At 69.4% G+C, this 23605-nt stretch carries 25 protein-coding genes; 15 read left to right on the top strand and 10 right to left on the bottom strand.

What is annotated here, in order from left to right; all coding sequences use genetic code 11:
• Nucleotides 1–16: 16 nt before the first annotated feature.
• The gene (locus tag J2X34_RS02320; protein ID WP_174912924.1) at nucleotides 17–892 is read right to left on the bottom strand and encodes an alpha/beta fold hydrolase; all 876 of its coding nucleotides are present in this window, start codon (nucleotides 890–892) and stop codon (nucleotides 17–19) included.
• Nucleotides 893–960: 68 nt separating this feature from the next.
• Nucleotides 961–2442 (bottom strand): PLP-dependent aminotransferase family protein, encoded by a 1482-nt coding sequence (locus tag J2X34_RS02325; RefSeq protein WP_114721670.1) that lies wholly within the window; start codon nucleotides 2440–2442, stop codon nucleotides 961–963.
• A 62-nt stretch (nucleotides 2443–2504) separates the two neighbouring features.
• Here J2X34_RS02325 and J2X34_RS02330 point away from each other — a divergent pair, with 62 nt between their 5' ends.
• From J2X34_RS02330 to J2X34_RS02350, 5 genes are all read left to right on the top strand, one after another.
• Nucleotides 2505–2726: a hypothetical protein gene (locus tag J2X34_RS02330; RefSeq protein ID WP_258557853.1), complete on the top strand. Its 222-nt coding sequence runs from the start codon at nucleotides 2505–2507 to the stop codon at nucleotides 2724–2726.
• Nucleotides 2727–2881: 155 nt separating this feature from the next.
• Nucleotides 2882–3061: a hypothetical protein gene (locus tag J2X34_RS02335; protein WP_429516026.1), complete on the top strand. Its 180-nt coding sequence runs from the start codon at nucleotides 2882–2884 to the stop codon at nucleotides 3059–3061.
• Between the two features lie 68 nt (nucleotides 3062–3129).
• A complete protein-coding gene (locus J2X34_RS02340) occupies nucleotides 3130–4392 on the top strand; it encodes a helix-turn-helix transcriptional regulator (protein WP_114721668.1) in 1263 nt (420 codons plus the stop codon).
• A 140-nt stretch (nucleotides 4393–4532) separates the two neighbouring features.
• Nucleotides 4533–5621, top strand: coding sequence for an S-(hydroxymethyl)mycothiol dehydrogenase (locus J2X34_RS02345; protein WP_114721666.1), 1089 nt, complete (start codon nucleotides 4533–4535; stop codon nucleotides 5619–5621).
• Nucleotides 5618–6250 (top strand): MBL fold metallo-hydrolase, encoded by a 633-nt coding sequence (locus J2X34_RS02350; protein WP_114721664.1) that lies wholly within the window; start codon nucleotides 5618–5620, stop codon nucleotides 6248–6250. The genes J2X34_RS02345 and J2X34_RS02350 overlap by 4 nt, the downstream gene beginning before the upstream one ends.
• A gap of 85 nt (nucleotides 6251–6335) precedes the next feature.
• On the opposite strand, the gene J2X34_RS02355 is transcribed toward J2X34_RS02350, so the two are convergent.
• The 5 genes from J2X34_RS02355 to J2X34_RS02375 all read right to left on the bottom strand — a co-directional run bounded on the left by J2X34_RS02355 (nucleotide 6336) and on the right by J2X34_RS02375 (nucleotide 9869).
• Nucleotides 6336–6947, bottom strand: a complete 612-nt coding sequence (locus tag J2X34_RS02355; protein ID WP_114721662.1) for a CG0192-related protein — start codon at nucleotides 6945–6947, stop codon at nucleotides 6336–6338.
• Between the two features lie 70 nt (nucleotides 6948–7017).
• Nucleotides 7018–8013 (bottom strand): heme-dependent oxidative N-demethylase family protein, encoded by a 996-nt coding sequence (locus J2X34_RS02360; protein WP_429516176.1) that lies wholly within the window; start codon nucleotides 8011–8013, stop codon nucleotides 7018–7020.
• An 8-nt stretch (nucleotides 8014–8021) separates the two neighbouring features.
• Nucleotides 8022–8963: a PDR/VanB family oxidoreductase gene (locus J2X34_RS02365; RefSeq protein ID WP_429516177.1), complete on the bottom strand. Its 942-nt coding sequence runs from the start codon at nucleotides 8961–8963 to the stop codon at nucleotides 8022–8024.
• Between the two features lie 2 nt (nucleotides 8964–8965).
• The gene (locus tag J2X34_RS02370; protein WP_114721658.1) at nucleotides 8966–9472 is read right to left on the bottom strand and encodes a dimethylamine monooxygenase subunit DmmA family protein; all 507 of its coding nucleotides are present in this window, start codon (nucleotides 9470–9472) and stop codon (nucleotides 8966–8968) included.
• A 19-nt stretch (nucleotides 9473–9491) separates the two neighbouring features.
• Nucleotides 9492–9869: an ethanolamine utilization protein gene (locus J2X34_RS02375; RefSeq protein ID WP_429516027.1), complete on the bottom strand. Its 378-nt coding sequence runs from the start codon at nucleotides 9867–9869 to the stop codon at nucleotides 9492–9494.
• Nucleotides 9870–10153: 284 nt separating this feature from the next.
• Here J2X34_RS02375 and glnT point away from each other — a divergent pair, with 284 nt between their 5' ends.
• From glnT to J2X34_RS02410, 7 genes are all read left to right on the top strand, one after another.
• Complete coding sequence (gene glnT, locus J2X34_RS02380; protein ID WP_429516028.1) at nucleotides 10154–11581, top strand: type III glutamate--ammonia ligase; 1428 nt, start codon at nucleotides 10154–10156, stop codon at nucleotides 11579–11581.
• Nucleotides 11582–11617: 36 nt separating this feature from the next.
• Nucleotides 11618–12514, top strand: coding sequence for a class II glutamine amidotransferase (locus J2X34_RS02385; RefSeq protein ID WP_429516029.1), 897 nt, complete (start codon nucleotides 11618–11620; stop codon nucleotides 12512–12514).
• Nucleotides 12502–13197 (top strand): protein glxC, encoded by a 696-nt coding sequence (locus J2X34_RS02390; RefSeq protein ID WP_429516030.1) that lies wholly within the window; start codon nucleotides 12502–12504, stop codon nucleotides 13195–13197. The genes J2X34_RS02385 and J2X34_RS02390 overlap by 13 nt, the downstream gene beginning before the upstream one ends.
• Nucleotides 13198–13222: 25 nt before the next feature.
• A complete protein-coding gene (locus J2X34_RS02395; protein WP_429516031.1) occupies nucleotides 13223–14572 on the top strand; it encodes an FMN-binding glutamate synthase family protein in 1350 nt (449 codons plus the stop codon).
• A 156-nt stretch (nucleotides 14573–14728) separates the two neighbouring features.
• Nucleotides 14729–15376, top strand: a complete 648-nt coding sequence (locus J2X34_RS02400) for a helix-turn-helix domain-containing protein (RefSeq protein ID WP_114721646.1) — start codon at nucleotides 14729–14731, stop codon at nucleotides 15374–15376.
• Between the two features lie 16 nt (nucleotides 15377–15392).
• Nucleotides 15393–15770 (top strand): VOC family protein, encoded by a 378-nt coding sequence (locus J2X34_RS02405; RefSeq protein WP_114721644.1) that lies wholly within the window; start codon nucleotides 15393–15395, stop codon nucleotides 15768–15770.
• A gap of 90 nt (nucleotides 15771–15860) precedes the next feature.
• Nucleotides 15861–16910: an ABC transporter substrate-binding protein gene (locus tag J2X34_RS02410; protein ID WP_429516032.1), complete on the top strand. Its 1050-nt coding sequence runs from the start codon at nucleotides 15861–15863 to the stop codon at nucleotides 16908–16910.
• Here J2X34_RS02410 and J2X34_RS02415 read toward each other — a convergent pair whose 3' ends face one another.
• Nucleotides 16911–17462, bottom strand: a complete 552-nt coding sequence (locus J2X34_RS02415; protein ID WP_429516033.1) for a GbsR/MarR family transcriptional regulator — start codon at nucleotides 17460–17462, stop codon at nucleotides 16911–16913.
• A gap of 144 nt (nucleotides 17463–17606) precedes the next feature.
• The gene (locus J2X34_RS02420; protein ID WP_429516034.1) at nucleotides 17607–18971 is read right to left on the bottom strand and encodes an ammonium transporter; all 1365 of its coding nucleotides are present in this window, start codon (nucleotides 18969–18971) and stop codon (nucleotides 17607–17609) included.
• Between the two features lie 194 nt (nucleotides 18972–19165).
• Between J2X34_RS02420 and J2X34_RS02425 the strand changes: the two genes are divergently transcribed.
• Nucleotides 19166–20368, top strand: coding sequence for an NAD(P)/FAD-dependent oxidoreductase (locus J2X34_RS02425; protein WP_114721636.1), 1203 nt, complete (start codon nucleotides 19166–19168; stop codon nucleotides 20366–20368).
• A gap of 83 nt (nucleotides 20369–20451) precedes the next feature.
• Here the strand turns inward: J2X34_RS02425 and J2X34_RS02430 are convergent, their stop codons facing one another.
• Nucleotides 20452–21741, bottom strand: a complete 1290-nt coding sequence (locus J2X34_RS02430) for an adenylosuccinate synthase (RefSeq protein WP_429516035.1) — start codon at nucleotides 21739–21741, stop codon at nucleotides 20452–20454.
• A 357-nt stretch (nucleotides 21742–22098) separates the two neighbouring features.
• On the opposite strand from J2X34_RS02430, the gene J2X34_RS02435 reads away from it, so the two are divergent.
• Together J2X34_RS02435 and J2X34_RS02440 are read left to right on the top strand one after the other, a co-directional pair.
• Nucleotides 22099–22773, top strand: a complete 675-nt coding sequence (locus tag J2X34_RS02435; RefSeq protein WP_429516036.1) for a hypothetical protein — start codon at nucleotides 22099–22101, stop codon at nucleotides 22771–22773.
• A 27-nt stretch (nucleotides 22774–22800) separates the two neighbouring features.
• The gene (locus J2X34_RS02440) at nucleotides 22801–23580 is read left to right on the top strand and encodes a site-2 protease family protein (protein ID WP_114721630.1); all 780 of its coding nucleotides are present in this window, start codon (nucleotides 22801–22803) and stop codon (nucleotides 23578–23580) included.
• The last annotated feature ends 25 nt before the right edge of the window (nucleotides 23581–23605 follow it).

The following is a 23605-nucleotide window of genomic DNA, read 5'->3' on the forward strand; positions in this document are numbered from 1 at the left end:
CAGCCGAGCGTCGCCGTCAGTGCCCGGCGAGGAACTCCACGATCCGGGCGTTGACCGCCGCCGGCTGCTCGAGTTGGAGGAAGTGGCCCGCCCCTTCGATCACGTGGGTCTCGCTGCCCGGCGGGAGTCCGGGCCCCACCAGGACGGCGAGCCGCGGATCGAGGCAGCCGTCGCCGCCGCCGTGGAGATAGAGCGTCGGGACCGCCGGCAGCCGCATCTCGGCTCCGGCCCAGCGCCGGTAACGCGCGGGCGGACGCGGGAACGGCCGGAGCATGTTCCGGTAGTAGCCGAATACAGCACGGCGGTGCGCCGAATCGGCGATCGCCTCCAGCACGGCCGGCAGGTCCTCACCGGCGTCGTACCCGGGTGACCAGTCGGCCCACAGCCGGCGAACCAGCCGTTCCGCGTGGCGTTCGGGCAGCAGCGGGAGCTGGTTGAACAGGACGTACCAACTGTTGCACAGTTGGCGGGGCAGCACGCGGACCGCCGCCGGCGTCCGCAGGGCCGCGAACGGCGGGACCGAGAGCGACGCCACCGCGACGAACGGGTTCTCGGCGTGGGCGGCCAGAGCGTTCGCAGTGGTGGCGCCCCAGTCGTGTCCCACCAGCACGGCGTCGGACCCGCCGCCCAGTCGTGCGTGGATCGCGACGGCGTCGTCCATCAGTGCGGCGACATGACCGCTGTGGTCCTCCGGCACCGCCGACGGTGCGTACCCGCGGGTGAACGGCGCGACCACTCGCCAGCCCTCGTCCGCCAGCGCGGGCCCCAGGTGCCGCCAGGTGTGCGCGGTGTCCGGGAAGCCGTGCAGCAGCACTGCCAGCCGCCCGGTCTCCGGTCCCCAGGTCAGGGCTTGAAGGCGTACCGCATCGAGGTCGAGGGTGATCTCACGCATGCGGATCATCCTGGCGGAAGGAGGACGCGCCGAGCGGGTGATCCGCCGTTACGGGTGCGGCGACTCGTTCACACCACCAGCGCGGGCTCGGCGGGCTCGCGCGCCACGCCGAGCGCGTCGTAGGCCGCCGCGACGCCGGCCACCGCGCGCCGGAGTTCGTCGACCGGTCGCGCGTAGGGCAGCCGGACGAACCGTTCGAACGCGCCCTCTACACCGAAACGCGTTCCGGCCGCCAGGATCACACCATGGCTCGGCGCGGTCGCGGCCAGCGCCGTCGATACCGGTTCGGGCATCCGCAGCCACAGCGACATCCCCCCGGTGCCGACCGTGGGAACCCAGTCCGGTAGGCGGGCCGACAGCTCGTCGAGCAGTGCGGCGCGCTGTGTGCGCAACTGTTCCCGGCGGACCTCGATCGGGGCGTCGCCCCGTTGGAGCAGGCGCACGGCGGCCAACTGGTCCATGACCGGGGTTCCCAGATCCAGCGCAGACCGCGAACCCACCAGGCGCGTGATGAGTTCCGGATTGGCCCGGATCCAGCCGACCCGCAATCCGCCCCAGTGCGATTTGGAGACGGAGCCGACCGTCACGACGTCGGAGTCCCCGGCGCCGCGCGCGAACGACGCGACCGGGGGTGGCGGTGGCGCATCCAGCCAGACGTCGACCATCGTCTCGTCGACGACGAGGGTCATCCGGGTCTCGTGGGCGATCCGGGCCAGTTCGGCCCGGCCCGGCGCGTCCAGACACAGGCCTGTCGGATTGTGGAAGTCCGGCAGCAGGTACGCCATCCGGGCGGCGGTCTGCCGTGCGGCGCTTCGGATCCCGCCCAGATCCCAGGCGCGGGCCGCACCTCCCTCCGGTCGCACCGGCACCGGAACCGGGCGTGCACCCACCCGCCGGATCGCCTCGAGCGCATTGGGGTACGTCGGATGGTCGACCAGCACCCGCTCCCCCGGAGCGGTGAGGACGCCCAGCAGGAGCCGCAGGGCGTGCTGGGCACCCGAGGTGATCATGATCTGTGAGACGTCGGTGTCGAGGCCCCGGGCGCGGTAGCGTGCCGCGACCGCCTCCCGCAGCACCGTTATCCCCACCGGCTCCATGCCGTGAGTCTCGAGGAACGGCGGAAGAGACTGCAGCGCAGCGCTGTAAGCCTCACTGATCTCCTCCGCCGGAGCCACCATGGCGGCGTAGCTGAGGTCCACCCCGACACCCTCGGGCACCGGCAGATGGGCGTGGACCCTCCTCCGGTCCGAGTCGACGGCGGCCGGCAGGGTCACGGTGCTGCGCGATCCCTGCCGGCTCACCAGATAGCCCTCGTCGCGCAGCACCGCGTACGCCGTGGTGATCGTCGTGCGACTCACGTTCAACTCCGACGCGAATTCACGTTCGCTCGGCAGCGCCGTCCCCAACGGAACGCGACCGTCGTGCACGAGCAGTCGGATGCCGTCGGCCAGGGCCCGGTACGCGGGGCGCGACGTGCGCCGTCCGGACTCGTCCTGCCAGGCGCCGAGGTCGCGCGCCACCGCCCGGGCACCGAGTGCATGCATCATCATGCGGTCCAGTATTCGCATACTGGCCGTTCATTTCAACGCCACTTCTTCCCAGAATCGTGCTCATGAGCACTCTGATCACCTTCCTCTGCATCGCTGCCCTGGCCGCGTTCGTCTACCGGTACGCACCCGGGGAGCACGAGAGGGGCCCGTTTCGGCCCGAACAGTTCCGCCCCGCAGCACCTTTGGCAGGCATCCTCGACACCGCCGAAGCTCGGCGACCCGACGAACCGCGCCCCGAGCCCTCCTCCAGCATCGATCAGTCCAGTATTTCGAGACTGGACTGATCGGGCCGAGGCCCGACCGACTCGACACGTCGGTAGCCACACCAGTACCGATCAATCAGGCCACTCAACCCGATTCCCTGAAACCACGTTTCCGGTGGCACCGTTCGGTTCTCGATCAACGGCACTCCGGCACCATCACCGCCACGACGCCGGACGTGGCGACCACAGTGGCGGTCACCGTGCCCAGCACGCTCACCGAGACGGGAGTGAAGGCATCGCTCAGCGCCGCCGTGTCCTTGGCCGCGGGCGGGATTCTTCCGGTCACGGTCGGCACCGTCCTCGGATCGCTCGAGCTGCCGTCGTTCGGCTCGCTGCAATGGCCCTTCGGTTCCTGACCCACCCTGGTGGGGACAGCGGCGGGTGGGTCGGTTCGGCCCACCCGCCGTCCCGATATCGTGGCCAGGTGAGCGAGACCGGAACCGAAACCCTGCTGGACGGCCTGCGCGATGTTCTGGTGGGGCGGCTCTCCGACATCGGACGCCGGTTCTCGACGCTGCTCACCGAGACGGTTCCCCACACGGCCCTGGTGATCTTCACGCGCGAGTGCACGGGCCGTCCCCGCAAGATTGCCGGCGACCCGAACATCGTCGATCGGGTGACGATCGCCGAATTGGATTCCCTGCGAGCCGATCTCGAACACGGTCAGATCCACCGCGGCCGCGCAACCATCGCGGGGAGCTCCCGCGACGTGTACGCGATCCTCGACCACACCGACACCCTGCTGGTCGTGGTTCCGCGCGGCCCCCTGTCCCGGACGGTGCCACTCGAGTCCGTCCGAGCCATGTTCGGGCTGGTCGCGACCGGTATCCAGTTGCAGGTGCAGGGCGCCAGCCCCGCCTACCTCGCCGAGTCCCGGGCGGCCTCCGCCGAGCGGGCCCGCACCATCGCCGAACTCACCGAGGTGCACGCGACCACGCTCGAGACGCTGCTCTCGACGCTGCGGTCCAACGACCTCGACGACACCCGCGCCCGCGCGGCGGCGCGCGAAACGGCGTCGGCGGCCCTGATCGGTCTGCGGACCTCGGTGGACACGCACCGGGAGTTCGCCGAGGAATCCGTCGTCACCGCGTTCGCCCGCCTCCGCGGTGAACTGCGCGGACTACTGCGCCACCGGAACCTCGACCTGGACCTGGTGGAGCCGCCGGTGGCCGGATGCGCCGTCCCCGGCGAGGTGGCCCACGCGGCCCGCGCCGTCGTCCGCGGCGCGGTACTCGCGTTGTCCGCGCAGGGAGACGTCGGCCGGATCCGGGTCGCCTGGACCTGCCCGGAGACCGAACTGGTGGTGGACATCCGCGACGACGGCCACGGCCTGGCCGACATCGCAGACCTGGACAGGCAACTGCGTCCCCGCGTCGAAACCCTGGGCGGGACCGTGGAGATCGAGTCGACGCCCGGCTGGGGTTCGCGGGTGGTCGCGGCACTGCCGCTGCACGCGCCGACGGCACCCACCGCGCACCATGCGCTCACCGACCTCGGCCCCCGCGAACTCGAGGTACTGGGGCACCTGGTGGCGGGACGTCGCAACCGGGTCATCGCCGATCGGCTCGGCGTCAGCGAGAGCACGGTGAAGTTCCACGTCGCGGGCGTTCTGCGCAAGCTCGACGTCGCAACCAGGGCCGAGGCCGCCGCCCTCGGTGGCGAGGCCGGTATTCGGCCGATCCCCTGACCGACCTGACCGTTCGGCCAGGTTCACCCCTCCGCTCGACCAGTCCCGGGGCCGCCCGCTCATGACTAGCCTCGTAGTGGGATGCGCACCCCACCATGTGTGCGCCCGTGTTCACGTCGACCGAATGGAGTGGAGAAACCATGCCGCAGCAGGTACGGGGCGTCATCGCCCGCTCGAAGGATGCGCCCGTCGAACTCGTGAACATCACGATTCCGGATCCCGGACCGGGCGAGGCCGTCGTCGCGATCGCGGCGTGCGGCGTGTGCCACACCGACCTCACCTACCGTGACGGCGGCATCAACGACGAGTTCCCGTTCCTCCTCGGACACGAGGCGGCGGGCATCGTCGAGGCCGTCGGCGAGGGTGTCGACACCGTCGAGGTCGGCGACTTCGTCGTACTCAACTGGCGTGCGGTGTGCGGAAAGTGCCGTGCCTGCAAGCGCGGTCGCCCGCAGTACTGTTTCGACACGCACAACGCCAAGCAGAAGATGACCCTCGAGGACGGCACCGAACTGACGCCGGCCCTGGGCATCGGTGCGTTCGCCGACAAGACCCTCGTCCATGCCGGGCAGTGCACCAAGGTCGATCCCACCGCCGATCCGGCCGTCGTCGGCCTGCTCGGCTGCGGCGTCATGGCCGGCATGGGTGCCGCCATGAACACCGGCAACGTCACCCGCGGCGACTCGGTGGCCGTGATCGGCTGCGGCGGCGTCGGCGACGCCGCGATCATGGGGTCGCGTCTGGCCGGCGCGAACAAGATCATCGCGATCGACCGTGATGCCAAGAAGCTCGAGTGGGCCGTCGAACTCGGCGCCACCCACACCGTCGACGTGTCGAAGGTCGACGACGTCGTCGAGGCGATCCAGGAACTCACCGACGGCTTCGGCACCGACGTCGTGGTCGACGCCGTCGGCCGCCCCGAGACCTGGAAGCAGGCGTTCTACGCGCGCGATCTCGCCGGCACCGTCGTCCTCGTCGGCGTGCCCACCCCGGACATGACGCTCGAGATGCCGCTGGTCGACTTCTTCTCGCGCGGCGGCTCGCTCAAGTCGTCGTGGTACGGCGACTGCCTGCCCGAGCGCGACTTCCCGATGCTCGTCGACCTGTACCAGCAGGGTCGCCTGCCGCTCGAGAAGTTCGTGACCGAGCGGATCAAGCTCGAGGACGTCGAGCAGGCGTTCGAGACGATGCACCGCGGCGAGGTGCTGCGCTCGGTGGTGGTCCTGTGAGCGGCGCGTTGCGCGTCGACCGCGTCGTCACGTCGGGAACGTTCGAACTCGACGGCGGCACCTGGGATGTCGACAACAACATCTGGCTCGTCGGTGACGACGACGAGGTGGTGGTGATCGACGCCGCGCACACCGCGCAGCCGATCATCGACGCCGTCGGCGGCCGCAAGGTGGTCGGGATCGTGTGCACGCACGGTCACAACGACCACGTCACCGTCGCACCGGAGCTGGCCGAGAAGCTGGACGCGCCGATCCTGCTGAACCCGGCCGACGACGTCCTGTGGCAGATGACCCACCCGGGTGTCCGACACCAGGCGCTCGAGGACGGTCAGCGGATCGCCGTGGCGGGCACCGAAATCCAGGCCATCCACACCCCGGGCCACTCTCCCGGCTCGACGTGCCTGTACCTGCCCGAGGCCGGCGAGCTGTTCTCCGGCGACACCCTGTTCTCCGGGGGTCCGGGCGCCACCGGCCGCTCGTTCTCGGACTTCCCGACGATCATCGGGTCGATCCGCGACAAGCTGTTCGCGCTGCCCGCCGAGACCCGCGTGCACACCGGGCACGGCGACGGCACCACCCTCGGCACCGAGTCGCCGCACCTCGAGGAGTGGATCGCGCGGGGCAACTGACCGCCCCTCGCGTGACCGAATGTCACATACGTTCAGTCCAACTGAACGTATGTGACATTCTGCTATCCGGGGGGGGGAGCCGGTGTCAGCGCACCGACGCGAAAACTCCTCGGCCGCCGTCCCATTCGCCCTGCAGGACCGGCCCGCCCGGCTCGACATCGAGCGGGCGGTGGTGCACCACGACGGTGGTCCCACCCGCACTGATCACGGTGTCCGGGCCGTCCGCGGCGACGCCGACACCGGTGACGGTGGGCGTCGGGGCGCCGGTCACACCGCTGCCCGACGCGTAGGCGGTGTTGTCGATCAGCCTCGGCTCGGAGCCCTCGACCTCGACGTACTGTTCCACCTCACGGCCACCGCCGTAGATCGTCGCGAGTAACTGCTGCACGTAGACGGGGTCGGTGGTGGCGTCGTACACGTAGCGGTGCCCGAGCACCGAGTGCTCCATCTCGCCCGCCAACCGTGCCCCCGCGAGCGGCGCCGAGCGGTAGGTCAGGGGCACCTGGTAGATCGTGCCGTCGGCGTCGCGCACCAGGTGCGTCTCGATGCCGACCTCGCCGGCGGGATCGTCGAAGCGGTACGCACCGACCGGCGTGAGCGTGGGCGTCCCGCCCGAGTAGTAGGGCGCCGCCGGCATCCAGGCTGCGATCAGTTCGGGCTTGGAGGGCGACAGCTGTGCGGCATGCAGGATGGCCATGTGGCCGATCGTAACCGCCGCCCCTGGCTGAAGGGTCCGTTCGTGCGCGCGCAGCGTACGAACGGTCCCTTCAGCTCCCGAATCGGACGCCGTAGCGGGCCAGCCAGTCGATGCCGGGCTGCCGGATCCGGGTGATGCCCTTGTACTCGGCCATGTCGTCGGGCAGCTCGGACAGGACGGCGTGCACCCGCTGCGCCCACTCGGGGACCAGCACGATGTCGGTGAACGGCAGCATGTGGGTGCGGACCAGGAACATGATCGCGCCCGAGGCGCCGAGGCGGATCAGGTGCTGCACCTCCACCCGCAGGTGCAGCCGCTCCCCCACCTCTGCGAGCGGACCGTCCGCGAGCGTCCGCCGGTCCCGCCCCCACTCCGGGTACGTCTCGGTGGAGGTGTCGAGCCGGCCGTCGACCGTGAGCGTCCAGTTGGTCCGCCGGAACTGCTGTCCCGTCTCGAGCCGCATCAGGAAGCTCTGCGCTCGCGTGACCACGCCCTCGGCGTGGATCCGTGGGACGGGGCCGTGGATCTGCAGGAAGCTCATGCCGACGTCGAACCGTAGCGACCAGTCGGCCGCGAACGTCACCAGGCCCGCGTCGCCCCACAGCTGCCCCTCGCGCTGGTCGAGCAGCACGACGTCCTCCTGGATCTGCCGGCCGATGAACCGCAGCGGCGGCTCCGGCAGCGTCGCCCGTTCCCCGTGCACGAACGCCTGCTCGAGGTCGAGGGCGTGGTTGGTCCACCGCCAGATCCCGCCGTCACGCTCGAGCGACATCACCCTCGGATACGACGCCGCCAGCGACCGCATGATCGTGAGCATCGCGTCCCACTGCGCGATCTCCATGTGCGGCAACGCCTGGAACCGGGTGGGATCCGCCGCCAGGATGCGGTCGCGTTCGGCGAGTTCGGTCAGATAGCGCTCGTCGACGTCGACGACGTGCTCGCCCCAGCCACCCGCGGCGGTCACCGCGCGGCCGCCGGCGGGCTCGACGTTGGTGCTGTAGCGGTAGGTGTCGCGGGGGAACGGGAACGGGAAGGCGGCCACCCGCGGCGGCACTCGGGAATCCATTGCGGTACTCACAGTTCCAGCTCCAATCGGGGTCCTCCGGCACGGGACACACACGGCATCACACAGTCACCCGCAGCCTTCTCGTCGTCGGTCAGATAGAGATCGCGGTGTGCGACGGCACCCGCGGCAACCGGGACACGGCATTCGCCGCACACACCCTGACGGCACAGGCTCGGCACCGCCACCCCGCGCCGTTCCAGCGCGTCGAGCATGCTCGTCCCGGACGGCACGTCGACGTCGACGCCGGTGCGCCGCAACCGGACGGTGAAGGCCGTTCCCGGATCCAGGTCGACGATCCCGAAGTGTTCGTGATGGATTCGTTGCGGCGGCCAGCCCGCGGCGCGCGCTCGACGGCTCACCTCGTCGATCAGCGGCGCGGGACCGCACGTGTAGAGGTGGGTGCCGAGCGGGCGGTCGAGCAGGGCGGGCCCCAGCGCCGACCACAGCTCGTCCGCGCCCCGATAGGCCCGTAAACGGTTGCCGCACAGCCTGCCGAGATCGTCGAGGTGTGGACCGTCGCCGTCCCGGAACACGTAGTGCACCTCGAACGAGCGTCCCCACCGCGCGGCCGCCCGGGCGTGCGAGAGGATCGGCGTGACCCCGATCCCGCCCGCGACCAGCACGTGATGCCGGGCGGTCGACACCGGCGCGAACGCGCTGCGCGGACGACTCACCTCGACGCTCTCGCCGAGACTCAGGGCGTGGATATACAGCGACCCGCCGCGGCCGGCGTCGTCACGGCGAACCGAGATCGAGTAGGCGCCGGGCTCCACCCCGGACCCGGTGAGCGAGTACGAGTTCCGCCGCGGACGTCCGTCCGCCCCGAAGCCGCACGCGAGGACGACGTGACTGCCGGGAGCGTACGACGGCAGCGCCGCGCCGGCGGGGTCGACGAGACGCAGGTGCCGGACGTCGTCGGTGAGGTCGGCGAGCGAGCCGACTACGAGCATCGTCAAGGGCGTTCCTCCGCATCGCACATGTATCCGAGATAGGCGCCGTGACGGCGCGAGACGTGGTGGTAGACGACGAGCGTGGCGCCGCAGGTGAGGCACGTGCAGCGCTCGCCCGGCGCCGAGTCCGTGGCGTGCACCTGATGGCAGTGCGCGCAGTACACGCGCCGCAGGTCGGTTCCGACCACGTCGGAGAGGATCTCCTGGTCCAGCGCGCCGGCGGCGGTGGCCAGCGCCCGCGCCTGCAGCACCGTCACCTCGTCGCCGACCAGGACCAGGCGCCATCCGACGCGGGCCGCCGCCAACTCGCGACCCAGGACGGCCTCGGCGCCCGCCGTCCACCCGGGCGGCATTCGCAGCCAGCTGACGCGCCGTCCGGCGAAGCCCGCGACGAGCACCCGCGCCCGCGCCTCGGCGGCCCCGCCGAACGACAGGACCGTGACGGTGCGCCCGGCGTCGGTGAGGGCCCGCGCCTCGATGCCCCACCGCGGCACGCTGGTGGTTTCCATGCAGACACTCATGTCGCGCCTAGGGTGCGAACGAGCGCAGGCCGACGTAGAACGCCAGTGCGCGGTCGGGGGTGGTGAACCGGATCCGGGAGCCCGCCGGGAAGAAGATCGCATCGCGTGGCCCCGCCTCCTCCACCTGGCCGGTGTCGAGGTTCTCGAGCCGGAACCGGCCGTCGAGCACCACCTTCATCTCGTCGTACTCGTAGACGTAGTCGAGCGGCGCGTCGGTGTGGACCAGCTCGAAGTAGCCGGCGGCCATCGCCGACCCGCCGGGGTTGGGGTAGACGTCGGCGATGTAGCCCTCGGTGCCGGGGAACTCCGTCCGGGGCATCTGCGGCAGCGACTTCCAGAAGTCCGGGGTGACCCGGAACGCGGGCGTGGTGGCGGTGTCGGACATGTCTGCTCCTCGTGGTGCGGCGACAGTAGGGGCGCCGATCGCTGGCGTGAAACGCACAGTAATGAGATGAAACCCGGAAGCGATTACGTGCCGGTTAATCCTTGTAACCGAATCCTCCTTCGTCACAACAGTTCCCAGCCCACCATCCCCGTACGCGCCGCCCGGCCCGGCCGTCACGACAACCTCACTCACCCGTAACGTGGCCGTCATCGACGGCGTGTTTCCTGACATGCGACACCGATTCACCTAATGAAACACTCGTCGTCGAATCCCGAGGAGTCCACATGGCGCTCGACCCCGCCGATCTGACCGTGATGCGCCTGCCGGCCACCGCGACACCGGACGCCCCCGCGCACTCCGACCTCGCCGCGCTGGCCCGGGCCACCGACACCCGCTTCATCCTCGCGGTGTTCACCAACCTCACCGGCAAGCCGTGCGCCAAGCTCGTCCCGGTCGAAGCGGCCGAAGAACTCCAGCACGACGGCGTCGGATTCGCCGGCTACGCCGCCGCGGCGATGGGCCAGCAGCCACGAGACCCCGATCTGGTCGCGATCCCCGACCTCACGTCCTTCACCCCGATCCCGTTCGTCCGGCCCGGTCTCGCGCTGGTGCACTGCGACCCGCACGTCGAGGGCACCCCCTGGCCGTTCGCGCCGCGGGTGATTCTGCGAAAGGTGCTCGCGCAGGCCGCCGAACTGGGCCTGGACGTCAAGATCGGCACCGAGATCGAATACTTCCTCGTCGACCGCGACGAGCACGGGGTGCTGCGCACCGCCGACGCCCTCGACACCTCCCGCCGACCCTGCTACGACGCCCGCGACGTCACCCGCATGTACGAACACCTCACCGCGATCTCGGCCGCGATGAACCAGCTGGGCTGGGGCAACTACGCCAACGACCACGAGGACGGCAACGGCCAGTTCGAACAGAACTTCCAGTACGCCGACGCCCTCACCACCGCCGACCGCGTCATGACCCTGCGCTACCTCATCTCGGTGCTTGCCGAACAGCGCGGCATGACGGCGACGTTCATGCCCAAACCGTTCGCCGACCGCACCGGCAGCGGCATGCACATGCACCTGTCGCTGTGGCGCGACGGCTCCCCGGTGTTCCCGGACGCCGCCGACCCCCGCGGCCTGGGCCTGTCGAGCACCGCGTACTCGTTCATCGGCGGTCTCCTCGACCACGCCTGCGCGCTGCAGGGCGTGCTGGCGCCGACGGTGAACTCCTACAAGCGGACCGGTGCGCTGTCCACCAGCAGCGGCGCGACGTGGTCGCCACGGCGGCCCACGTACGGCGGCAACGACCGCACCCACTACCTGCGCGTGCCCGACGGCAACCGGGTGGAGCTGCGCGGCGGCGACGGCTCCGCCAACCCGTACCTCGCGTCCGCCGCGACCGTCGCGGCCGGGCTCGACGGGATCCGCCGCGGCATCGACCCCGGCGAGCCGGGCAGTGGCATCGACCCCGGCACGGCGGGGAGCGGCATCGACCCCGGCACGGCGGGGAGCGGCTCCGGCGCCGACGTCCTGCCGATGACGCTGCTGCACGCGATGGACGCCCTCGCCGCGGACATCGTCGTGACCGGCGCGCTGGACGCGGCCGGGGCGGGTGTCGCCGACTACTTCACTGCCCTCAAGCGTGACGAGTTCTTCGACTGGCACAACACGGTGACGCCGTGGGAAGTGGACAGCTACCTGACCGCGTTCTGACCACCGCCAGCATCTGACATCCAAGGGAGACAACATATGTGCGGAATCGTCGGGCTCCATCTGCGGGAGTCCTCGCTGTACCCGAAACTCGGTGAGCTACTCACGGGGATGCTGGGCCAGATGGTGGACCGCGGGCCGGACTCGGCCGGGATGGCCATCTACGGTGACCCCACGTGGTCGCCGCCCGGGCACGCGACCGTGACCCTGCTCGACGCCGGCGTCAGTGCGGAGGCGTTGGCCGCCGCGGTCGGGAGCGCGCTCGGCACCACGGTCGTCGGCATCGGCGCCGGACCGAACGCGGTGCTGCACGCGCCGGTTCCGGCCTCGGCACTGGCCGACGCGGCACTGGGTGAGGCCCCCGGCGCCATCCTCATCGGGTTCGGCGACGACGTCGCGGTGCTCAAGGGCATGGGCGACCCCGTCGATCTCGCGCACCGGTTCGGACTGCCGCAGACATCCGGCTGGCAGGGCGTCGCGCACACCCGGATGGCCACCGAATCCGCTGTCACCGCAGCGGGTTCGCACCCGTTCGCCGTCGGCCCCGACCAGTGCCTGGTCCACAACGGCTCGTTCTCCAATCACCTGAGCGTCAAGCGCGAGCTCGAGGCCGAGGGCGTCGCGTTCGACAGCGAGAACGACACCGAGGTCGGTGCCCGCTTCGTCGCGAAGCAACTCGCCGAGGGCGTCGACCTCGAGAAGGCACTGCGCCTGCTCGGCGAGCGCTTCGACGGCTTCTACACCCTACTGGTGTCCACCGAGGACTCCTTCGCCGTCGTGCGCGATCCCATCGCATGCAAGCCCGCGATCATCGCCGAGCACGACCGGTACGTCGCGATGGCGTCCGAGTACCGCGCCCTGGCCGGCCTGCCCGGCATCGCCGACGCCCGCGTCTTCGAACCCGAGCCGGAAGAGGTTTACGTATGGCACCGCTGACCGCCACCCCGACCACGTACGACGTGTCGGAGATCGGCACCCGCGAACTCAACGCCGCGCTGCAGTCGACCGCAGCCCCCGCGGCCGTCGCCGTCGTCGAACCCGCAGGCGCACATGCCCTGGCATGCGGTCTGGACGCTCCGATCGACGTCCGCATCGAGGGCCACGTCGGCTACTACGCGGCCGGGATGAACCAGCAGGCGAACGTCGTCGTCGACGGCAACGCGGGCGTCGGTGTCGCCGAGAACATGATGTCCGGCACCGTCCGCGTCACCGGCGACGCGTCCCAGTCCGCGGGTGCCACCGCGCACGGCGGGCTGCTGGTGATCGAGGGCAACGCCGCCGCCCGGTGCGGCATCTCGATGAAGGGCGTCGACATCGTCGTCGGCGGCAGCATCGGCCACATGAGCGCGTTCATGGGACAGGCCGGACGCCTCGTCGTCCTCGGCGACGCCGGTGAGGCCCTGGGCGATTCGCTGTACGAGGCCCGCATCTACGTGCGCGGCACCGTCGCCTCGCTCGGCGCCGATTGCATCAAGAAGGAAATGCGCGACGAGCACCTGACCGAACTGCGAGAACTACTGGGCGCGGCCGGATTCGACGCCGACCCCACCGAATTCAGCCGGTACGGCTCGGCCCGCCGGCTCTACAACTTCCACGTCGACAACGCCTCGTCCTACTGACGCGCGCCACCCCCAGGAGGCCCGAATGACCACGCACACCCCCGGCCTGCGCGAATCCGCGACGTTCGACCGCGACGTCATCCACGAGATCCAGCGCGCCGCCGACACCGGCATCTACGACATCCGCGGTTGGGGTGCCAAGCGCAAGCTCCCCCACTTCGACGACCTGCTGTTCCTCGGCGCCTCGATGTCGCGCTATCCGCTCGAGGGCTACCGCGAACGCTGCGACACCGACGTGGTGCTCGGCGATCGGCACGCGAAGTTCCCTCTGCACCTGGATATCCCGATCACCATCGCGGGCATGAGCTTCGGCGCGCTGTCCGGGCGGGCGAAGGAGGCCCTGGGCCGTGGGGCCAGCGAGGTCGGCACCTCCACCACCACCGGCGACGGCGGCATGACGCCCGAGGAACGCGGCCAGTCCAAGAACCTTGTGTACCAGTACCTGCCGTCGCGGTACGGCATGAATCCCGACGACCTGCGCAAGGCCGACGCGATCGAAGTCGTCCTCGGGCAGGGCGCCAAGCCGGGCGGTGGCGGAATGCTGCTGGGGCAGAAGATCACCGACCGCGTCGCGGGGATGCGGACGCTGCCCGTCGGCGTCGACCAGCGCAGCGCGTGCCGGCACCCGGACTGGACCGGGCCGGACGACCTCGCCATCAAGATCATCGAACTCCGCGAGATCACCGGCTGGGAGAAGCCGATCTACGTCAAGGTCGGCGCCACCCGCACGTACTACGACGTCAAGCTCGCGGTGAAGGCCGGAGCCGACGTCATCGTCGTCGACGGCATGCAGGGCGGCACCGCCGCGACGCAGGACGTGTTCATCGAGCACGTCGGCATCCCGACGCTCGCCGCGATCCCGCAGGCCGTGCAGGCGCTGCAGGAGATGGACGTCCATCGGCGCGGGGCGAGCGGAGCGACGGGGGGATCCGGCGGGGTGCAGTTGATCGTGTCGGGCGGCATCCGCTCGGGCGCCGACGTCGCGAAGGCGATGGCCCTCGGCGCGGACGCCGTCGCGATCGGCACCGCCGCGCTGATCGCGCTGGGCGACAACCATCCCCGCTTCCAGAAGCAGTACGAGGCGATCGGGTCGTCGGCGGGCTTCTACGACGACTTCCAGGCCGGCCGCGACCCCGCCGGGATCACCACGCAGGATCCCGAGCTACAGCAGAACTTCGACCCCGTCGAGGGCGGACGCCGGCTCGCGAACTACCTGCGAGTGCTCACGATGGAGGCGCAGACCCTCGCCCGCGCGTGCGGGAAGTCGCACCTGCGCAACCTCGAACCGCAGGACCTCGTCGCACTCACCATCGAGGCGTCGGCGATGGCCCGGGTGCCGCTGGCCGGGACGAGCTGGATTCCCGGTCAGCTCTGACGTCGCACACCTTTTGCCGGCGTCGCATATGTATTCAGTACTGAAAAGGTGTGCGATGCCGACAGAACCTTTGCGGTGCCGGCACCCTCCACAACGCTCACCGCCCGACCACCGCGCCCCGTCCACCGACAGTGGACGGGGCGCTACTGTGAGGCAATGAGCCCGTCCCAGCGCCCCGTGCACCGCGACACCACCGAGCGCGAGGTGCCGGCCGACACCCCCACCGGCGTCGACCTCGAACGCGTCATCGCGGCGCAGGTCCGCAAGCTGCGCCTGGCGAGCGGGCTGTCGGTGGGCGACATGGCCGCGCGGGTCGGCATCTCGAAGGCGATGCTGTCGAAGATCGAGAACGCGCAGACCTCCTGCAGTCTCTCGACCCTCGCACGTCTGGCCGCGGGACTGGACGTACCGGTGACGTCCTTGTTCCGCGGCGCCGACACCACGCGGGACGCGGTGTTCGTCGAGTCCGGCAACGGCGCGGTGATCGTCGGCCGCGGCACGCGGGTCGGGCATCACTACGAACTGCTCGGCGCCCTGCGCGGGCAGCACAAGCGCCTCGAACCGGTGCTCGTCACCCTCACCAACGCCAGCGAGGTGTTCCCGCTCTTCCAGCACCCCGGCACCGAACTGATCTACATGCTCGAGGGCGAGATGGTCTACGGGCACGGCGAGAGCGAGTACCGACTGCGTCCGGGTGACTCGCTGCTGCTCGACGGCGAGGGCCTGCACGGCCCGAACGAACTGGCGCAGTTGCCGATCCGCTTCCTGGCCGTCACCGCGTACCCGGACAATCACCAGGAGTGACGGGTAGCGTCGCCCCATGGCGATAGCGCGAATGGGTTCGATCACTCTGGACTGTTCCGACCCTCCGACTCTGGCTGCCTTCTGGCGAGACCTACTCGGCGGAGAGATCTCCCGCTCGGGCGAGAGATACGTCAGCGTCCGGTTCGCAGGCGGCCTGCTCACCGCCATGCGCGTGCCGGGTTACCGGCCGCCCACCTGGCCGGGCGGCGAACTTCCCAAGCAGATTCACCTCGACGTGGTCGTCGACGATCTGGATGCCGCAGTAGTCGAGTCCGTGAAACTCGGCGCACGGCTCGCGCCCGAGCAGTACGCACCCGCGGTGAGCCGCGTCCTGATCGACCCGGCCGGACATCCGTTCTGCGTCTGTCTGCCCGTGGGCCCGTTGAGCGAGTGATCACAGCACAAACTTTCAATTGAGTTGAAATTTCAATGAAGGTAAGCCTATGCTCACCGACGCATCGTCGACGCGTCGGAAGGCTCCTCCATGAGATTCGCTCGATCCGGGACCGCACGCCGGTCCGGACTGTTGTCCGGCCTGGTGGCCGCGGCCCTCGTCCTGGCGGGCTGCAGTTCGAGCGAGTCGCCGGCCGAGTCCGGCAGCACCGACTTCGAGACCGTCACGATCGAACACGCCCTCGGCAAGGCGGTCATCACCGAGCAGCCCGAGCGCATCGTCGCCCTCGGCATGGGCTCGGCCGAGACCACCATCGCGCTCGGCACCGTGCCGGTCGGCGTCGAGGAATACAAGTGGGGCAGCGACGAGACCGGCTACCTGCCGTGGATCCGCGAGGCGGTCACCGAGCGTGGCGCGGAGCTTCCCGTGCAGCTGACCGGCGGCAGCGAGATCGACATCGAGGCGGTCGCCACGCTCGATCCGGACCTCATCCTCGCGCCGTGGTCGGGCATCACGCAGCAGCAGTACGACGCACTCAGCACCCTCGCCCCCACCGTCGCCTACGCCGAGAAGGCGTGGACGATCACGTGGGAGGACCAGATGAAGATGATCGGCAAGGCCATGGGCAAGTCCGCCGAGGCCGAACAGGAGATCGCGAAGATCAAGTCCCAGTTCGCCGACAGCATTGCCGCGCACCCCGAGTACGCCGACGTCTCGTTCTCGTTCATCTACAACACCGGCCCCGGCACGCTGGGCGTGTTCTTCCCGAACGAGCAGCGGGTCGCGATGGTGCGCGGCCTCGGCCTGCAGGTCGATCCGATCGTGAACACCCTGCCGGAGACCGACGGCACCGACTCGTCGGTGATCGGGCTCGAGCACGCGCACCTGCTGAAGGACTCGGACCTGCTGTTCACGTTCTACTCGGACCCGGCGAACCGCGCCGAGACCGAGGCACAGCCGGTGTACGCCCAGATTCCGGCCGTCGCGCGCGGGTCCGTCGTGGCCCCGACGAACCAACCGTTCGTCACCGGCTCGTCGATGATCAATCCGCTGACTGTGCCGTGGTCGCTCGAACGCTACGTGCCGATGATCGACGAGGCGGTCGCCAAGCTCGACCAGCCCGCCGCCCAGGCCAACTAGTCAGGCCGTTCCGGCATTCTCGCCACCGGATGCTCCGCCGTCGCGTTCTCCCCCATCGCGTTCGGCCTTGAAGCGGTTCCACTCGCTGCGGAGCATCCGGTTGTCGATGATCCACCCCATGTAGTCCCGCATGTTCAGCACCCGGATGTGCGCCGGCCCCTTCGGGTCGGTGTGCGCAAGCGCCTCGGTCGCGAGGCGGCGCTGGTTCTCCAGGTACGCGTGCTCGTTCTCGAGGAATCCGCCCCACACGTCCGAATCCATTGCGTAGTAATGAGTTCGGTCTCGCGGCTTGCGGATCACTTTGACGAACCCGCGATCGATCAACCGCCGGACGTACGTCGAGACCGAACCGCGACTGGCACCGAGTTCGGTGGCCAGCTCCTCGGCGGTCACCCCGGGCGACTCGTCGATGAGCAGGTACCCGGCGATGCGGCCCTCGATCCGTGACGCTCCGGCCGACTGCCGGTAGTCGGCGAAACTCTCGACGAACCAGTGCGAGAAGTCCTCTCCCTCCGCGGGACCTCCGCGTCCGGTGTTCCTGCCCTCGCTCATGCCGCCTCGAAATCCCGATTCATCGAAGTACCTTGCCGTCGAACATTATGCCGACGTCCGGGCCGAGACTCACGACACGGCAGGGCGACCGCTGCCCGCCTCGGAGAGGACGGGCAGCGGTCGCCCCGATCGTGCGATGCGCCGCTACGTGCGCTGTTCGGTGTTCGCAGCGCGTGTCACGAGCGCCTCGGCCGCATCCGCGACGGCCGCCGGATCCACCGGACCCGACCCGGACACCGTCACCGACACCGTCTCGGTCACGTACGCGGTCTCGCCGTGCTCGGTGACGTCGAGGCCCTCGTGCTCGTCCTCGGGCCGCACCCGCAGGCCCAGCGTGAGGTCGATGCCCTTCGCGATGATCCACGTCACCGCGAACGAGTAGGCCAGCACCACACCCACTGCCAGCGCCTGCTTGCCCAGCAGTGCGAAGCCACCGCCGTAGAACAGTCCGGCGACGCCGTTCGGGGCGTCCTCGGTGGCGAGCAGACCGATCAGCAGCGTGCCGAGGATGCCGCCGACGAGGTGGATGCCGACCACGTCGAGGGCGTCGTCGTAGCCCAGGCGGAACTTCAGCGACACCGCGAAGCAGCACAGCGCGCCGGCGGCCGCACCGATCAGCAGGGCACCGATCGGCGACACCGCACCACAGGCCGGGGTGATCGCGACCAGCGCCGCGATGAGACCCGACGCCGCACCGAGCGAGGTCGGCCGGCCCTCACGCAGACGCTCGACGAGCAGCCAGCCACAGATCCCGGCGCACGCCGCGGACACCGTGTTGAGGACGACGACGGACGCCGCATTGTCGGCCGCGAGCGCGGAGCCGCCGTTGAAGCCGAACCAACCGAACAGCAGGATGCCCGCGCCGAGCAGGGTCAGCGGAAGGTTGTGCGGGCGTGGCATGTTCGGGAATGCGTACCGCTTGCCCAGCACCAGCACCATCGCCAGCGCCGCGATGCCGGCGTTGATGTGGACCGCCGTGCCGCCCGCGAAGTCGATCGCCCCCAGCGTGTTCGCGATCCAGCCACCGATGACGCTGCCGTCGTCGGAGTCGAACGCGAACACCCAGTGCGCCACCGGGAAGTACACGAGGCTGACCCACAATCCGGCGAACAGCATCCAGGAACCGAACTTGATTCGGTCGGCGAGTGCGCCGGAGATCAACGCGACCGTGATGGCCGCGAACAGCATCTGGAATCCCGCCACCAGGGCCGGCGGCAGAGCGGGCTCCGCGGCCGGTTCGAGCAACTGCCCCAGTCCGACGAACTCGAGCGGATCGCCGAGAATGCCCAAGCCGCCCAAGGAGTTACCGAGGACGGCCGAGTAGCCGAAGAGCACCCACAGCACACCGACGACGGCGAACGAGCCGAACGTCATCATCATCATGTTGAGCGAGTTGCGAATGCTCACCATGCCGCCGTAGAACAGCGCGAGCCCGGGGATCATCAACGCAACAGCAGTGAAGGCTGCCAGTAACCATGCGGTATCGGCCGCCGCGAGAGCCTGCTCCATATCTGCCCACCTTGTGTCGGCCCGTTTTACACGGGGAATCGAGGTCATCCGAGAGTGAACGGCGGCTGTAAGGGCTGCGAGTAGCTCCGGTGAACAGTGCGTAACAGGGTTCGCACAGCAAATCCGGGGTTGCGTCTGTTTCACTTCATGCAACACTGTCCATCATCAAGAAACATCGGTGACCGGAGGTCGAGATGACAGACAGCACGACGGAGCACGCACGAATCGTGATCGTGGGCGGCGGACTCGAGGGACTGGCCATCGCGTGGTCCCTGGCCGAACGCGGCGAGACCGACGTCATCGTCCTCGAACGCGACACGCTGTGCTCGGGCATGACGGGCAAGTCCAGCGGAATCGTCCGGTGCCACTACGGAGTTCCGTCACTCGCCGCGATGGCGTGGCACGGCGTCGACGTGTTCTCCCGCGCCGAGGACATCTTCGGAACCGACATCGGCTTCCGGCAGACCGGATACGTCGTCGGCGTCGACGCGGCCAACCTGACGCCACTGCACGCCAACGTCGAGATGCACCGCGGCCTCGGCGTCCCGGTGGAACTGATCGACGCCGACGCCGTCGGCACGATGTGGCCGGGACTCCACCTCGACGACTTCGCCGGGTTCGCCTACGAACCGCTCGGCGGGCACGGCGACGCCTACATGACGGGCATGGCGTACGGCGCCCGCGCCCGCGCACTGGGCGTCCGAATCCGGCAGTCCACCAGCGTTGTTCGACTGATCCAGGACGAGACCGAGCGCGTGGTGGGCGTCGCGTGCGGCGACGGCTCCGAGATCCTCTGCGACACCGTCGTACTGGCGACCGGGGTGTGGAGTCCCGCACTGGCGGCGACCGCCGGCGTGCATGTGCCGATCCGCGCGCAGCGCGAGCAACTGGTCCTGGTGGACCAGGGCGAACCCACCCCCGATGTCCCGACGTTCTCGGATCTGGTCAATCTGCAATACATTCGACGCGAGCCGAACGGGCACCTGCTGGTCGGCAACAGCGACCACTCCGCACCCGAGTTCGCCGATCCGGACAACTACCCCAACCGCGCCACCGACGGGTTCGTCGAGACCGCGATCGGCAAACTCGACCGGATCCTGCCCCACATGCCCGACGCGCGGCTCGCGTCGTCGTACGCGGGTTGCTACGACATCACGCCCGACTACAACCCGATCATCGGCCCCGCCCCCGCCGAGGGCCTGTTCCTCGCGGTGGGCTTCAGCGGCCACGGCTTCAAGATCTCCCCGGCCGTGGGACGCCTGGCCGCGGACCTGCTGCTCGACGGCATCAGCAGCGACCCCGCCGTCGACGGGAACGACTTCCGCTACAGCCGTTTCGACGAGGGCAAACCCCTCGCCAGCCTGCACCCGTACGCCGGCGCGGGCGAGATGCGCTGAGCCCGAGAAGACCCCCGAAACGCCGAATGTCACATGCGTTCAGTCGAACTGAACACATGTGACATTCGGTCACACGGGGAGGGTCAGGCCAGGATGTCGCGGCGGACGATGGTCTCGTCGCGGCCCGGGCCCACGCCGATGCACGACATGAACGCGCCCGAGAGCTCCTCGAGCCGCAGCACGTAGTTCTGTGCAGCGACCGGCAGCTCCTCGAAGGTGCGGGCGCCGGAGATGTCCTCGGACCAGCCCGGCATCTCCTCGTAGATCGGCTTCGCGTGGTGGATGTCGGTCTGCGTCATCGGCATCTCGTCGACACGCACACCGTCCACGTCGTACGCGACGCAGATCGGGATGGTCTCCAGGCTCGACAGCACGTCGAGCTTGGTGAGGAAGTAGTCGGTGATGCCGTTGACGCGGGTCGCGTAGCGGGCGATCACGGCGTCGAACCAGCCGGTGCGGCGCGCGCGACCGGTGGTGACACCCACCTCGCCGCCCTTGACCGCGAGGTACTCACCGGACTCGTCGAACAGCTCGGTCGGGAACGGACCCGAGCCGACACGCGTGGTGTACGCCTTGAGGATGCCGAGCACCGTCTCGATCTTGGTGGGGCCGATGCCGGAACCGACCGCGGCACCGCCGGACGTCGGGTTCGACGACGTCACGTACGGGTAGGTGCCGTGGTCCACGTCGAGCAGCGTGCCCTGCGAGCCCTCGAGCAGGACGGTCTCGCCGCGCTCGAGCGCCTGGTTGAGCTGCAGACGCGTGTCGGCGATGCGGTGCTTGAAGCCCGCGGCCTGCGTCAGGACCTCGTCGACCACCTGATGGGGATCAAGGGCCTTGCGGTTGTAGATCTTGACGAGCACCTGGTTCTTGAATTCCAGGGCGGCCTCGACCTTCTGGGTGAGGATCTTCTCGTCCAGGACGTCGGCGACGCGGACACCGACACGCGCGATCTTGTCCTGGTAGCAGGGGCCGATCCCGCGACCCGTGGTACCGATCTTCTTGGCGCCCAGGAAGCGTTCGGTGACCTTGTCGATGGCCACGTGGTACGGCATGATCAGGTGCGCATCGGCGCTGATCAGCAGCCCGCTGGTGTCGACGCCACGCTCCTCGAGCCCGGCGAGTTCCTCGAGCAGCACGCCCGGGTCCACCACCACGCCGTTGCCGATCACATTCGTGACGCCCGGCGTGAGGATGCCCGACGGGATCAGATGGAGTGCGAACTTGTCACCGTTCGGCAGGACCACGGTGTGTCCCGCGTTGTTGCCGCCCTGGTACCGCACGACCCACTGCAGGCTTCCGCCCAGTAAATCGGTAGCTTTGCCCTTACCTTCGTCGCCCCACTGGGCACCGATGAGGACGATTGCCGGCATTTCCCTGTCTCCTACGGTCGACGTGCAGACGTATCCGACTGCATGGTCCTGCCGTGGTGTAGGCAGTGGCCGGACGCACAGTCTAGCCGAGACCGACCGTCGTCCAGCCCACTAGCCCTCCGAACCCGCCCAAAACGGGCAGCGAAGCGGCCCGACCGTTTGCGACGCCCGCCCGCGTTCGGGTAGACATCGAAATGCCTTTGCGCGCGACGGATGCTCCGTCGCCGCTGCCGTGGCGTGGCGACGAACGTGAGAAGACGGGCGGTTCGTGGCTCCAGGTTCGAACTGCTCACCCACACGCCCATCCTCCGAATCGCCGGATCCGAACCGCAGCGTCGGGGACAAGCAAGGAGTGTCATGACCCCGGTAGTGCTCAAGTGCGGCGACGGGCCGCTACCGCTGGCGCTGCGGTCGCTCGACGTGTTCAACGCGCCCGCCCGCCCCGAGAAGGACGACTTCGACGAGGCGTTCGCCAAGCTCGAGACGGTCGAGAAGCCCCGACTGGTCATCGTCGGCGACGACGGCGCGTTCGCGGCCGCGCTGACCCGGCTGATGCGCACCGAGCGCCTGCACATCGAACTCGCCTACGTTCCGGAGGAGCGGACCGACGCCACCCACGCGTACGGACTGCGGACCGGATCCAAGGCGGCCTCGATCGCCGTCTCCGGTGTGGCGCGGCCGCTGCCCCTGATCCGCGACGACGCCGGCATCGCCCTCGTCGGTGAGGCCCGCATCTACGGATCCGAGCATGCGGGCGAGTTGATCGGCGAGGCGTACGTCGACGACACCCGGCTGTTCTCCGGCACCGTCCCCGGAATGCGCATCGTTCCGATTCCCGAACTGCCCGGCGTGCGCGCGACGGTCGACAAGCGACGCTGGTTCGGCGGGCACCGCTGGCTCACCGGACGCGCCGTCCAACTCGGATCGCCGGCGGCGGTACTGACGCGCGACGGTGTCCGCACCCCGCGGGCGGTCAAACGCTCGACCTTCTACCGCCACCACGAGGACTGGCTTCTCGTCTACGGCGCCTGAACCACGCTCGCCTGGATACTGGGAGGCATGTATCCCGACTCGCGTACCCGCTCCTCCACGGTCCGGCCGAGCCCCGTGTTCCTCGGCATCGTGGCGGTCGCCGTACTGGGTGGTGTCCTCGCGTGGCGGTCCACGGACTACGCGACGTCGGGCCGGATCGGCGTGTTCCTGCTGGTCGTCGCGGGCTGGGTGGTCACGCTGTGCCTGCACGAGTTCGCCCATGCGTTCGTCGCGTGGCGACACGGCGACCACGACGTCGTCATGCGCGGCTACCTCACCCTCGATCCACGCAAGTACACCCAGCCGCTGCTGTCGATCGGCCTGCCGGTGCTGTTCCTTGCGATCGGCGGTATCGGACTGCCCGGCGGCGCGGTGTACCTGAGGACCGGGTCGATGCCGCCCCGCGTACAGACGCGGATCTCCCTGGCCGGGCCCGCGGTGAACGCGGCGGCCGCGGTCGTGCTGCTGGTGGTGATCCGGCTGTTCGGACTGGACGGGCACAACCAGATGTTCTGGAGTGGGCTGAGCTTCCTGGCGTTCCTACAGGTGATGGCCACCGTGCTGAACCTGCTGCCGGTGCCGGGGCTCGACGGATACGGCGCCCTCGAACCGCATCTACGGCCACGCACGCGCGAATCGCTCGACAAGATCAAACCGTACGGGCTGCTCCTGCTGATCGCGCTGCTGTTCGTCCCGCAGATCAATTCCGCGTTCTTCGACGCGATCTACTGGCTGTTCGGACTGTCGGGCATCCCCGACTACTACGCCGCCTTCGGCAGCTACCTGATGCAGTTCTGGCGGACCTGACCCGCACAGTTCATCGCACGTGACC

This window comes from Rhodococcus sp. BE178 (assembly GCF_050433545.1).
GTDB lineage: Bacteria > Actinomycetota > Actinomycetes > Mycobacteriales > Mycobacteriaceae > Prescottella.